General features: G+C 44.8%; 13 protein-coding genes and 1 tRNA gene. 8 read left to right on the top strand and 6 right to left on the bottom strand.

Annotated features, from left to right (window positions below):
• Positions 1-35 precede the first annotated feature (35 nt).
• From N6H18_RS16530 to N6H18_RS16515, 4 genes are all read left to right on the top strand, one after another.
• Positions 36-335, top strand: a complete 300-nt coding sequence (locus tag N6H18_RS16530) for a DUF4469 domain-containing protein (RefSeq protein ID WP_262309391.1) — start codon at positions 36-38, stop codon at positions 333-335.
• A gap of 377 nt (positions 336-712) precedes the next feature.
• Positions 713-1,012 carry a GIY-YIG nuclease family protein gene (locus tag N6H18_RS16525; RefSeq protein ID WP_262309390.1) on the top strand — a complete coding sequence of 100 codons (300 nt, stop codon included), beginning with the start codon at positions 713-715 and terminating at the stop codon, positions 1,010-1,012.
• Between the two features lie 263 nt (positions 1,013-1,275).
• On the top strand, positions 1,276-2,235 hold the full coding sequence (locus N6H18_RS16520) for a hypothetical protein (protein ID WP_262309389.1): 960 nt from the start codon (positions 1,276-1,278) through the stop codon (positions 2,233-2,235).
• A 187-nt stretch (positions 2,236-2,422) separates the two neighbouring features.
• Entirely contained in the window at positions 2,423-4,048 is a 1,626-nt protein-coding gene (locus N6H18_RS16515) for a S8 family serine peptidase (RefSeq protein WP_262309388.1), read from the top strand.
• Between the two features lie 64 nt (positions 4,049-4,112).
• On the opposite strand, the gene N6H18_RS16510 is transcribed toward N6H18_RS16515, so the two are convergent.
• The 3 genes from N6H18_RS16510 to N6H18_RS16500 all read right to left on the bottom strand — a co-directional run bounded on the left by N6H18_RS16510 (position 4,113) and on the right by N6H18_RS16500 (position 5,654).
• Positions 4,113-4,197, bottom strand: a tRNA-Ser gene (locus N6H18_RS16510).
• 91 nt (positions 4,198-4,288) lie between these two features.
• Positions 4,289-5,251, bottom strand: coding sequence for a YihY/virulence factor BrkB family protein (locus tag N6H18_RS16505; RefSeq protein ID WP_262309387.1), 963 nt, complete (start codon positions 5,249-5,251; stop codon positions 4,289-4,291).
• Positions 5,244-5,654: an acyl-CoA thioesterase gene (locus N6H18_RS16500; protein WP_262309386.1), complete on the bottom strand. Its 411-nt coding sequence runs from the start codon at positions 5,652-5,654 to the stop codon at positions 5,244-5,246. The genes N6H18_RS16505 and N6H18_RS16500 overlap by 8 nt, the downstream gene beginning before the upstream one ends.
• A 179-nt stretch (positions 5,655-5,833) precedes the next feature.
• Between N6H18_RS16500 and N6H18_RS16495 the strand changes: the two genes are divergently transcribed.
• Together N6H18_RS16495 and N6H18_RS16490 are read left to right on the top strand one after the other, a co-directional pair.
• Positions 5,834-7,459 carry an acyl-CoA carboxylase subunit beta gene (locus N6H18_RS16495; RefSeq protein WP_262309385.1) on the top strand — a complete coding sequence of 542 codons (1,626 nt, stop codon included), beginning with the start codon at positions 5,834-5,836 and terminating at the stop codon, positions 7,457-7,459.
• 194 nt (positions 7,460-7,653) lie between these two features.
• On the top strand, positions 7,654-8,520 hold the full coding sequence (locus N6H18_RS16490; RefSeq protein ID WP_262309384.1) for a transglutaminase-like domain-containing protein: 867 nt from the start codon (positions 7,654-7,656) through the stop codon (positions 8,518-8,520).
• Here N6H18_RS16490 and N6H18_RS16485 read toward each other — a convergent pair whose 3' ends face one another.
• The 3 genes from N6H18_RS16485 to pdxA are packed head-to-tail and all read right to left on the bottom strand — an operon-like array spanning position 8,521 to position 10,775.
• Positions 8,521-9,084, bottom strand: coding sequence for a thioredoxin domain-containing protein (locus N6H18_RS16485; RefSeq protein ID WP_262309383.1), 564 nt, complete (start codon positions 9,082-9,084; stop codon positions 8,521-8,523).
• Between the two features lie 38 nt (positions 9,085-9,122).
• Positions 9,123-9,737 carry a 4'-phosphopantetheinyl transferase family protein gene (locus tag N6H18_RS16480; protein ID WP_262309382.1) on the bottom strand — a complete coding sequence of 205 codons (615 nt, stop codon included), beginning with the start codon at positions 9,735-9,737 and terminating at the stop codon, positions 9,123-9,125.
• A gap of 12 nt (positions 9,738-9,749) precedes the next feature.
• Entirely contained in the window at positions 9,750-10,775 is a 1,026-nt protein-coding gene (pdxA, locus tag N6H18_RS16475; RefSeq protein ID WP_262309381.1) for a 4-hydroxythreonine-4-phosphate dehydrogenase PdxA, read from the bottom strand.
• 84 nt (positions 10,776-10,859) lie between these two features.
• Between pdxA and rsmA the strand changes: the two genes are divergently transcribed.
• Together rsmA and mgtE are read left to right on the top strand one after the other, a co-directional pair.
• Positions 10,860-11,645, top strand: coding sequence for a 16S rRNA (adenine(1518)-N(6)/adenine(1519)-N(6))-dimethyltransferase RsmA (rsmA, locus tag N6H18_RS16470; protein ID WP_262309380.1), 786 nt, complete (start codon positions 10,860-10,862; stop codon positions 11,643-11,645).
• A complete protein-coding gene (mgtE, locus tag N6H18_RS16465; RefSeq protein WP_262309379.1) occupies positions 11,638-13,002 on the top strand; it encodes a magnesium transporter in 1,365 nt (454 codons plus the stop codon). The genes rsmA and mgtE overlap by 8 nt, the downstream gene beginning before the upstream one ends.
• Positions 13,003-13,016: the final 14 nt, after the last annotated feature.

Genomic DNA, 13,016 nt, shown 5'->3' with positions numbered 1-13,016 from the left:
TCAAGGCAGAAGACCGCTCACCTGATATCGAGAGTGTGTACGACTGGGGCAGCAATACCGAAAATGAGCAAATCACAGCTGGCCAAACCCTAGAGATCAAAGGGGAAAATCTCAAAATCTATGATAACATCGAAGAGGAAGGCGTGTTTTTCCTCAGTCAGTCAGGTGGAGCTGAGCAGAAGGCGGAGCGCATCCGCATCAATCAGCCCCAGACACTCAGTCTGATGGTGCCCAATCTGGTCGCAGGAGACTACCGCATAGAGATCCGAAACACCGCCTACAAGACCAAGACCCTACGTACAGGGGTGTCTGGGGTGGTATTTACTGTCCAGTGATGAACAGCGTCATTGCAAGGCACGAAGCGATCTGTCCGTCATGGGGAGGTGCAACCCACAGTCATTGCGAACGATAGTGAAGCAATCCCCCTGATGATCAGCCTATGTACTCCATACATACGGGCATTGGCTACCCATACGTATGGGTAGCCAATGCCCGTACCCCTGTCATAGGTATGCCCGTCACTGCGAGTCCCCTGTCACGTCACTGCGAGCGATAGCGAAGCAGTCTGTCGGAGGGTAGTAGGCCGTATGGACGGATCGCTTCGTACCTCGCGAATGACGGTAGGTCGTGCCTCGCAATGACGTGTGGGGACGGATGGCTGGCAGATCGCTTCACGCCTTGCCGCGTGGCTTGGGATGATTAACTTAAAGGAATGAAAAAGGGAGGATGTGTATATATAACGGCAAATAAGAACAACACGACGCTGTACGTGGGAGTTACGTCTGACTTGGCAGGTCGCATACATGACCACAAAAATCATAAGTACCCAAAGAGCTTTACGGCGAGGTACAATGTGACCAAGTTGGTCTACTATGAGGGCTATCACTCTATCGTAGAGGCCATTGCGAGAGAAAAACAGCTAAAGGCAGGTTCTAGATTGAAAAAGGAGAGCTTGATCAACGATATGAATCCCGAGTGGAGAGACTTGTACGAGGAGGTTTTGAAATGGTGAAGTATCATGGAGCAGTGCCATGTCTGTTTCATCGCCATGAGTGTACACCTAACCCCGTCACTGTGAGCCTCGCTCCACCCGTCACTGCGAGCGATAGCGAAGCAGTCTGTCGGAGGGTAGTAGGCCGTATGGACGGATCGCTTCGTGCCTCGCCATGGTGTAGGATTGTTTAGCAGTGACTTATGAAAAATAATACAGTGATAACAAATGATGATAGCAAACAAAATATGCGAATGTTACATTCGTCCATAGTAGTTGAACCTATGAAACATAATCTCTACATCCTTGCCATTTTTTTGACATTTGTTGCCTGTTCGGAGACGGATAATACACCTATACCTACAGTGGACTATACCTATCTCTACTGGACAAGTATGGCAGATCATCAGATCATGCGAGCCGTGTATCAGGATGCAGTTTTGCTCCAGACTGAGCAGGCATTCGGTAGTCTCAAGGGCCTGGATACGCCGACTTCTTTGGTCGTGGACGAGCCTAACCAAATGCTCTATTGGACTGATTTTGCTACCCGTCAGGTATTGAGAGGTGCTTGGGACGGTAGTGGCAATCCTGAGGTACTCTATACTGCACCACTTAGGAGCTACGGGCCTGTGGAGATGGTCATGGATGTGGAGGCAGGACAGTTGTACTGGACACAACCATATGATGACCTTATCTTAACAGCTCCAGCTGATGGATTGGGACCTGTAGATACATTGTTTACCGCTCAGGATGGGATACGGGGCGCTTGGGGCATTGGCCTACAGTTGTCAGAGGATTACCTATACTGGATTGAGTATGAGGACAATGAGCTGTGGAGGAGCAAACTGTCAGGCGAGAGCCTTCCAGAGTTGTTGTATGCAGGAGGGAGTGGTTTTCTGAATCCCTATGGAATGGCGATTAGCGAGGCTACACAGGAATTATTCATCACGGACAATGCCCTGCCGGGCGCTGCTTACTCAGACCGCATTTTGCGAGGCAGTCTCGATGGAAAACAAAAACTAGAGACACTCTATGACGGAGACGATGGGGTCAGCAATGCCTACGCAGTGGTGGTCGATGAACAGACAGGCGATCTCTATTGGCTCAATCAGCTCAATAGCGGCAGTATCTACAGAGGAGATATATATGGCGGCCCGTCAGAGGAGTTGATCACGGATATTGCTTTGGGTCAAGGTCTACATGTGTTCCACAGCACGTGGGAGCCAAATGTTTTAATTCAATGAAAATAAACTAATTATGAACAATCATAATCAAGTGGTCTATGATCACGAGAGCAAAAGTATAATTAGTAGGAAACTGGTGTGGAGGGTTATCATCGCATTGATAGGGATAGAGGCAGTTGTGATCTGTGTTTTCTTGTGTTGGAGATATTCATAAAATGAAGACCTGTTTGGTCTTCTCTTTGATTAAATGACAAGAATAAATCTTCAAAATGTATTATTTATAGCTGTACTCTGGTGTGGGCATCATACTATGCTGGCTCAACCAAGACTGATCGTCAAACTCAGGCATGACCAGATGTTTTCCAGCCCAGACAGTTCATCTGGTCTCAGTAGAGTGATCAATGATCGTAAATTGACTATTCCAAGTAGAAGCAAGGCTTTGTCCACAAGCCAGCCCGTGGATGACCTTTGGGTCTTGGAGTTTGCGGAGAGTCAATCTTTGGATAGTTTACTGTATGTATATAGCCAGTCGGAGGTGTTTTCCTATGTGGAGCCGGACTATGTGGGCTATGCCGCAGGACAGCAAGTTGATATTCCCAGTGATCCAGAGTTTGATCAGCAGTGGTACTTGCACAACGACGGTACATTTAATTTTGGACGACCAAAGGTTGGTGCGGATATACAAGCACTGTCAGCTTGGGATCTGTCACAGGGGGACGAATCCATCACAGTCGCGATCATAGATAGCGGGATTAACCCCAAGCACAAGGAGTTTGAAGGGCGTCTGTGGCAAAACAACGACGCACCAGAAGATGGAGAAGACAACGATCACAATGGATACATAGATGACTACATCGGCTGGGATTTTGTCAACGACGACAATGACCCGACCGATGACAATGGTCACGGTACAGCGGTTGCAGGAGTCTTGGCAGCCAATGGCAACAATGGGTTTGGGTATGCAGGTATTGATTGGAACTGTCGATTGATGATATGCAAGGTAGTTGATGCCAATCAAGTAGGCTACTACAGTGATTGGGTTAGTGCTATTTATTATGCAGTGAAGGAAGGTGCCGACGTGATCAATTTTTCGCTGGTAGGTAAGGATGACTCCAAGGCACTCAAAGAAGCCGTGGACTATGCCTATAGCAAAGGAGTACTGATCGTAGCGAGCATGGGCAATGACAATTCGTCGATCCCTAATTATCCAGCTGCCTATTATCACACACTGGCAGTAGGATCCAGTGATCCTGATGATCAGCGTAGCACAGCGTTTAACGGTCGAGCAGGAGGTAGTAACTATGGCGATCATATCGACGTGCTGGCACCAGGCAATTATATTTTAGGATTGAATCAGTACAGTTCGGAGCGACCAGGCAACATATGGGCGGGCACCTCCATGTCAGCACCTATGGTAGCTGGTGTGGTGTCTCTATTATTGGCTGCAGATACAAATATGTCTCCCTCTCAGCTGACAGCCATCATGACCTCCTCATGCGAGGATCAAATAGGGAGTCTCCAAGAAGATATAGAGGGGTGGGACTCCTACTATGGGTGGGGAAGAATCAATGCGGCACATGCACTGCAATCTTTGATAGACGAGAGGATATTGTTGAGTGAAAATGAAATATTACTGTACCCTAACCCTGCTCAACGAGAAATAACTATAAAACTGATCCTTCCGATGCCTTCCATAGTAAGTATTAGATTGGTTGACACTCAGGGGAGACAACAGTTAGCGATTGAAAACAATGATCAATCTAATAAGCTGATCAAATGGGAGATAGATCTGAGTGACTATCCCGCAGGAATCTATTTTATTCAGGTAAGAAGTGATTTTGGGACCAGAGTTAGTCGTTTTGTTAAGTATTGAATAAATGAAGGTTGGCTCATAAAAATAAAAGCTTTCATTAGTTAAAATGAAAGCTTTTATAAAGCAGAGAAGGAGGGATTCGAACCCCCGGTACCTCGCGGTACGCCGGTTTTCAAGACCGGTGCAATCGACCACTCTGCCACTTCTCTAGGTCGTTATTATTTCCATTCCTTTGAATGGGAGTGCAAATCTAGAAGAATATTTTATCTAGTCAAATATTGGATGAAAAAAAGTAAAAAATTATTCAAACACTGATGTGGTCACCTCTATTTTGTCCGAATGGACCGCCTTATCTACGCTGGCATTGTACTCAAATCCAACCAGCAAAATGATCGAAAGTAGATACAGCCAAATCATCAATGCGATGAGCATTCCCAATGATCCGTAGAACTTGTTGTAGGCAGAAAAGTTGTTGATATAAAATGAAAATGCATAAGAAACCGCTACACAGGAAACCGCCGAAAAAATAGTGCCAGCAGAGAAGAAGGTCCATCGATCATGTATCGCTGGTGCAAAGTAATAAATCAACGATATAGCAATGAAAAATGACACCCCAATCACTCCGTACTTGAGCGTAATGATGAGATGATAGATGTATTCTTGTCTGAAAAAACCCGTATTTGACAGGTGTGAGAGAAATGCCTTGCCAATGACCAGCATAAAGATGGAAAAGAACAGGACAAATGCCATCATCAAGGTGAGCATCGTTGCGATCATCCTTGTTTTGAGAAAACCTCTGCGGTCTATTGTCTTATAGATACTGTTGAAAGCACTCATCAGACCGTGCATGCCATTGGTTGCCAATAGCAGTGCAAAGAACACCCCGAATGATAGCAATCCTTCCCGCTTGTTGCTCACTATATCATGTATAGTATCGTTAGCTGCTTGGTACATGTTGGCAGGCATCACATTAGCGATGAAACTCATGATGCTGTTGGCATCAATGTGCGGTGAGATCGTATGGATATAAGGGATGAGTGTGAAAATGAATATGATCAATGGAAAGATGGCGAGCGTAAAGCTAAATGCTACTCCACTGGCCATGGTTAGTAATCGATTGTCCAGTATGCTATCCAAGAAAATAACAATGGCTCTGTAGAGTGTCGTTCTTCTTTTGTTGAGACGAGTCGTTTTGAGTATCTTGATGAAACGTTTGTAGCGCGGATACCTCAACAGTCTCTTATGTAGCGCTTGTCTAGTCATTGAAATAAGGTGCTAATAGTTTTTCCATCACTTCTGGCATCTTACAAGGTTTGTTGGACTCCATATCCACGAAGACCAAGGTGGTTTCACCGATGTTGATCAATTTGTTCTGTTCATTGTAGATTTCGTATTCGAACCGAATCCTCACATTGGGCATCTCTGGCAATTTGACTTTGATGGTGAGTAGTTCGTCGTATCTACCTGGAGCGATGTATTTGGAGCGGTTTTCTAGTACGGGCATCATTACTCCCATGGCCTCCATTTCTCGATACGATAGGCCTAGCGTCCTGAGTGACTCGACTCTGGCGACCTCATAATACATGGCGTAATTGCCATAATAAACATACCCCATTTGGTCTGTTTCTCCATACCTCACTCTGACTTGTGTCTCTGAAAAGAACATAGGTTACATTGGTAGTCTGAATTAATTGCAATCTATACATTAATTAGTACTATTCGAATAAGCTGAAAAGGATGATTTTGTATGAATATGCAATTGTCTACTGTCTGATTCTAGAATCTATGGTATCCATAGAGACTGAGAAATGCAATTGGTTATTTTTGTTACAAACAACAGATGCCATGGATATTGCTTTCAACAAAAATGAAGACGAATACAAGCAACTACTTTTTCGTCTCAACGAAAAGGCCAAGAAGGTCAAGTTGGGTGGAGGTGAAAAGCGTATTGCTGCTCAACATGCCAAAGGAAAACTTAGTGCCCGCGAACGAATCAGTTACTTATTGGATGATCCTGATGATTTTGTAGAGATAGGACTCTTCGTAGGTGATGGAATGTACGAGGAGCAGGGTGGCTGCCCATCGGGTGGGGTCGTGACAGGTATCGGTAGAGTACAAGGACGTACCTGCGTCGTGGTAGCCAATGACGCCACTGTAAAAGCCGGAGCTTGGTTTCCTATCACTGCCAAAAAGAACCTCAGAGCACAAGAGGTCGCGATGGAAAACCATCTGCCCATTATTTATTTGGTGGACAGTGCGGGGGTGTTTTTGCCCATGCAGGATGAAATATTTCCTGACAAGGAACATTTCGGGAGACAGTTTAGGAACAATGCCAAAATGTCGGCGATGGGGATAGTGCAGATCGCGGCGATTATGGGTAGTTGTGTAGCTGGTGGAGCTTATTTGCCTATCATGTCCGATGAGGCCATGATCGTGGACAAGACGGGTTCTATCTTTTTGGCGGGGAGTTATTTGGTCAAAGCTGCCATAGGCGAAAACATAGATAACGAAACACTAGGAGGAGCAACCACTCACTGCGAGATCTCTGGAGTGACCGATAATAAGTATGACTCTGATGAGGAGTGTCTGGATGCCGTCAAAAAGATATTTGACAAGATTGGCAAGCCCGAATCAGCAGGTTTCGATAGAGCTGAATCCAAACTACCAAAACTGAATCCAGAAGAAATATACGGTTTGCTCCCGACGGACAGAGCCAAGTCCTACGATATGAGAGAGATTATAGGTCGCTTGGTAGATGATTCGGAGTTTGATGAGTATAAGAAGGATTACGGTCAAACCCTGCTTTGTGGGCATGCCCGCATTGATGGTTGGGCAGTAGGCATAGTCGCCAATCAACGTGAAATGGTGAAAACCAAGAAAGGAGAAATGCAGATGGGGGGTGTGATCTACTCTGACTCAGCAGACAAGGCAGCGCGATTCATCATGAATTGCAACCAGCGCAAAATTCCATTGGTGTTCATGCACGACGTGAGTGGATTCATGGTAGGTAGCAAAGCTGAGCACGGAGGGATCATCAAGGACGGCGCAAAGATGGTCAATGCCATGGCCAACTCTGTGGTACCCAAATTCACGTTCATCGTGGGCAATTCTTACGGAGCGGGCAATTACGCCATGTGTGGCAAGGCTTATGATCCTCGGCTGATATACGCTTGGCCGACGGCACAGATGGCGGTGATGAGTGGAGCAGCTGCATCCAATACACTCTTGCAGATCAAAGTAGCATCTCTCAAAGCCAAGGATCAAGAGGTAGGAGAGGAAGAAAAGGAGATTTTCCTCCGAGAGATCACTGAAAAATACAACGAACAACTCAAGCCTCTTTATGCAGCAGCTAGACTATGGGTAGATGGTGTAGTAGATCCATTGGAGACACGCAGAATCGTATCCATGGGCATAGAAGCTGCCGATCACGCACCCGTTGATAAATTCAATGTAGGCGTGATTCAAACTTAAATCTAGACGCTAGATTTTAGAGCTTTGCCTTTTGTCTGGGTTCTTAAATCTACTATCTAATATTTTTTGGACGAACAGCGTTTAGCGAAAAGCGAATTGTAAAGGTCTTGTTATGTTTTTGAGGCAATTATTATTATCTTCTTTTGGATTGAAACTGGTCGATTGAATAGATTCACGCTTCAATTGAGGAATAGATGACAGAAGAGAAGATAGATATCAACGAAAAGGAATTGACAGCTCTGATATCCTTGCTAGACGATGAGGATGTCGAAGTATCCAATCACGTGGAAAAGAAGTTGCTGTCTTTGGGTACCTCAGTAATTCCGTATTTGGAAAAGGAGTGGATGAATAACAGCCTCATTCCAGATGTAAGAAGTCGCATCGAAGATATCATCCATGAACTCCAGTACGAGCTGCTCAAAGAGAGATTGATGGAATGGAAGACGACTGGTGCAGAGAATCTACTCGAAGGGATGATGTTGGTGGCCAACTACCAATACCCAGATCTCAATTTGGGTTATCTCACACGCAAACTGGAGCAATTCTACTACGAAGCGTGGAAGGAGTTCAACGGTGAGTACACACCGATTCAGGAAGTAAAAATCCTGAACGACATCATTTATAACAGACTGAAATTCCGTCCCAATTCCAAGAACTTTCATTCTCCATCCAATGGCATGATCAATCTCGTGATGGAATCCAAGAAAGGTAATCCTCTTAGTTTGTGTGTGATTTATTTGTTGATTGCGCAGAAACTCAAGATGCCGATTTATGGAGTCAATTTGCCAAACCTCTTCATTGTGACTTACAAGACGGATGATACACAGTTTTATATCAATGTTTTCAACAATGGGATCATCTTTACCAAAGCTGACATTGACAACTACATCGAGCAGTTGCATCTGGTCAAGCAAGATGCTTATTATCAACCATGCTCCAATGTGGATATCGTGTCGAGATCTCTGAGGAATTTGATTGCCTCATTTGAGAAATTGGGGGAGTACAAAAAGTCTGACGACATCAAAACCCTCCTCAGAATCATCGATGATAGCCGAGATTAGTTACCTAATCCTACAACCTGCAGCTCGCTTGAAGTCATAGGGGGAAGTCTTGTTTTGAATCACGTTGTTTAGGACAGACTCCAGATACTTGACTCTTACATTGTTTTCGGATTGGGGATTGTCGTCAATGGCACCATGATATACCATGGTCGTGTTACCATTCTTGGTCGTCAGGACGACCGCTTCAGGACTCTTTTCTATTTGAAAAACCCGAACAGCATCTAGGTTTTGATCTATAAAGTAGGGGATGTTGTATTGCTTGGCTTGGGCTTTGGTCTTCGTAGAGTTGTCACCAGTATTGCTGGGTGTATTGGCGTTGATCATGAAGAAATCAGCTTTGCCTCCATATTTTTTTTGAAGTGCGAAAATGCGGTCTTCGTACAATTGGTCATAGGGACAATCCGTACTGGTAAAAAGGATGACCGTGATCCCTTTGTTAATAGGCAAATTGACTATGTCTTCTTTCTGCACATTCCAGAGTTTGAGTGCGTCTAGGTTGACGTCTTGGGCGGAGACAAACAGGCTGCTTAGGTTGGCGAGTATGAATAGGATGTATTTGCTCATAACTATGCGATGTGGAATTGTCTTGATGAGTATTTCGATTACAAGTTGTAGGTGATCAGGTAATCATCTTCTTGTTGCATGTTTAGTACGAATTTCTTCCGTTCCTGGTCTTTGTTGATGGAACAAAAGATTTGATTGTCTTTGATTCGATTGATTTCGATGTTTTGCGCAAAACTCAAATTTTTCCTCCCGTGCATCTTGTAAATAGACTCTTTGGCGCACCAATAGATGCATAGCAAATCCAAATCATCTTGGCATACTTGGAGTTCGGCAGGATTCAAGAATTTGCTTTTTACCCTGCGCAATTGCTCACGTGGTTGCTCAATATCTATTCCGCAGGGTACGTCCAGATTGATCATCGCAGCGATTTTGGGGTAGCTATGGGACAACGAAATATGGTAGTCCGAATCAATCAAGTGTGGTTTGCCATGACTGTCCTTGCAGATGCCGTGAAACGGGATGTCCATCTCCTGACACATGGACTGGATCAGTTGACGAGAGGCTATGTGTTCTGCCTTCTTGAGTGGATGGAAATGAGCGATACAGTCCAATTCCTTCTGATCAAAACCTTGCGCCAACTGTTCTAGGCTTTCGTCTATTTCCCAGATACCAAGTATGATGTGATTGGATATTTTGAACTGTTTTTTGATCATCTCTGACGGTACCTACTGGTTGTCTAGTCTATGGTTGGAGATGTCGAGCGCTGCAAAGATGGCCGTCCTCATCGAGCTTTCGTCTGCTTCGTTTTTGTCAGCAAGGCTGTAGGCTGTGCCATGATCAGGAGATGTCCTGACGAATGGAAGCCCCGCAGTGAAATTAACACCATTGGCGAAGGTCAAGCTCTTGAATGGAATCAACCCTTGGTCGTGGTACATGGCCAGTACTGCGTCAAACTTGTGCTGCTGTCCTTTGCCAAAAAAACCATCAGCGGGATAGGGTCCCATGATGATTTGACCTTTTTCCTTCATCGAGTCGATCGTAGGTTTGATGATTTCAACTTCTTCACTGCCTAGCAAACCTTCCTCTCCAGCATGCGGATTGAGTCCAAGTACAGCTATTTTAGGCTTTTGAATCCCAAAATCCTTTTTGAGCGAAGCGACCATCATTTTGAGTTTGGCTTCTAGCTTTTCTCTGGTGATGGCAGCAGATACGTCCTTGAGCGGGATATGACCCGTGAGGACTCCGACTCTGAGCGTGTCCGAGATCATAAACATCAGACTGTCTTTTGCACCAGCCTTCTCAGCCAAGTATTCTGTGTGACCTGGGAACTTGAATTGGTCATTCTGAATATTGAGCTTATTGATTGGCGCTGTGACTAATGCTTGGAGGTGACCTTCTTTGAGGTCGTTGGTTGCTTTTTCGAGGGCAATGAAGGCATATTTGCCTCCCGTTTCGTTGCTGATGCCGGGGGTGATCTCGACATCTTCTGTCCAGCACTCCATTACATTTACCTTTTTGTGAGAGGCATCTTTGATATTCGTGATCGGAGTGAAATTGAAAGTGTTGAGATCAAGGGACTTTCTATAAAATGAAAGTACTTTTGCTGAACCATAAATGACAGGGGTGAAATATTTGGTCATTTTATTGTTTCCGAGTGCTTTGATAATAACTTCGGGTCCAATGCCATTGAAATCACCAATAGAAATGCCGATAACAGGTTTTCTTGATTGGCTTGAAATGTCTTTCTCCATGTTGATGTGGTTACTACTGGACTGATGGGTTTTGATGTCGGTTCCAGCGTTTGTCTGCAATTTAAAATAAAAATCAATAAATCTATGGCGTACGTAAGGCCGAAAAAAAGATTGGGTCAGCACTTTCTCAAAGATCTGAGAATAGCAGAAAATATTGTCTTGGCTTTGCTAGATGCCCCGCACAATCACAATGTCCTGGAAATAGGTCCAGGTACGGGTGTCTTGTCGGAGTTTATGGTGGACAATGATCGCATTGATCGTTTGGTCATGGTCGATCTCGACAAGGAGTCCATAGATTTTTTGGAAAAGAAATACAAAGACAAGGAAGTAGAAATTTTATTTGCGGATTTCCTCAAACAAGATCTCGAGACATTGTTTGCGGGTCAAAATTTTAGCATCATTGGCAACTTCCCTTACAATATTTCTTCTCAGATATTTTTCAAGGTTCTGGACAACAGAGACAAAGTGGATGAGGTAGTCTGCATGTTGCAAAAGGAAGTCGCTGAGCGCATCGCATCGCAAGAGGGTAACAAAGATTATGGCATCCTCAGTGTACTGTTGCAGGCTTACTATGACATAGAGTATTTGTTTACCGTGCCACCAGAGGTTTTCTTGCCACCGCCTAAAGTACACTCAGGAGTGATTAAGCTCACGAGAAACGGAGTGACGGATTTGGGTTGTGATGAAAAATTATTCAAAAGAGTCGTGAAAGCAGGCTTCCAAATGCGTCGAAAAACCTTGCGCAACGCCCTAAAAACTCTAAATTTGCCTGAGTCAGTTACGGAGCAGGAGGTCTTCAACAAGAGAGCCGAGCAGCTCTCCGTTGACGCATTTATTCAACTAACCAATATGATCCATAGTCATGTCTGAAATCATGGATTTCGCGCTTTCCAAAGAATTTCTAGATCGTTTCACCCTAGCGGTAGAGGGGCAAGAGGCAGATTTTATCCAATCTTCATTGGAGGGTGTCAAACCTGTGGACATTACCGAACTGCTCGAAGAGTTTGATGCCGAGGAGTCCAAGTATGTATTGGATCTGTTGGCTCCACAGGTAGGAGCAGAGGTAGTGATCGAACTCGAAGAGGACCTACAGGGCAGATTCTTGACGATATTTAGCTCTGAAGAAATCGCTCGCTACATTGATTGTTTGGATTCAGATGATGGGGTTCATCTGCTCAATCTCCTTTCTATATCCAGACGAGAGGAAGTTATTTCTTTGCTTGAAAATGAAGAGAAGGCAGGTCACCTTTTGGATCTACTCCGCTACGATGATGATGTAGCAGGAGGGTTGATGGCCAAGGAATTGATCAAAGCTAATCACAATTGGACAATCAAGCGCTGCATCGAGGAAATCAGGAAACAAGCCGAAAACGTACAGAAAATCTACTCCGTCTATGTCGTAGACGACCATGACAAATTGTTGGGTAAGGTTTCGCTCAAAAGAATTATTCTGGCGGACGACAATACCAAAATAGCCGATATATACGATTCGGATATAGCGATGGTAGAGACTTTTGTCGAGGAGGAGGAAGTCGTGCAGATCATGCAAAAATACGATTTGGATGCCCTGCCAGTCGTGAATGTACGTGGCAAGTTGATGGGAAGAATTACCATCGATGACGTCCTAGATGTCATCACGGAGCAGGCGGAAGAGGATATACAAATGATGTCTGGTATCTCCGCCGATGTGGAAGAAGACGATACGGTGTGGATCATATCCAAAGCACGATTGCCGTGGTTGGTGATTGGTTTGGTAGGGGGACTGTTGGGGGCCAAATTTATCAGTTTGTTTGAGGCTGATATTGCCTTGGTGCCAGTCATGGCATTTTTCATCCCGCTGATTACTGCCACAGGAGGCAATGTAGGGATTCAATCCTCGACCATCGTGGTGCAGGGGCTGGCCAACTCCAGTGTGTTCAGAGATTCGATCTTCAAGAAACTCATCAAGACATTTCTGGTAGCGGTAGTCAATGGAATTATCCTTGCGATCATTGTGTTTGGAATCGTGATCTTTTCGACTTCAGATCAAACCATCGCGACTACAGTAAGTACGGCCTTGTTTAGTGTGGTGCTGTTGGCGTCCTTTATGGGAACGATTACGCCGTTGATTTTGGATAAGCTCGGCGTGAATCCTGCGATTGCTTCTGGGCCGTTTATCACCACTGCCAATGATTTGTTGGGATTAGCTGTGTATTTCTTCGTAGCACATCAGCTGTATGGACTTTAATCTGAATTGAAAAA

The sequence above is a fragment of the Reichenbachiella agarivorans genome (genome assembly GCF_025502585.1).
Taxonomy (GTDB): domain Bacteria; phylum Bacteroidota; class Bacteroidia; order Cytophagales; family Cyclobacteriaceae; genus Reichenbachiella; species Reichenbachiella agarivorans.
This window is presented reverse-complemented; position numbering and strand designations above follow the sequence as displayed.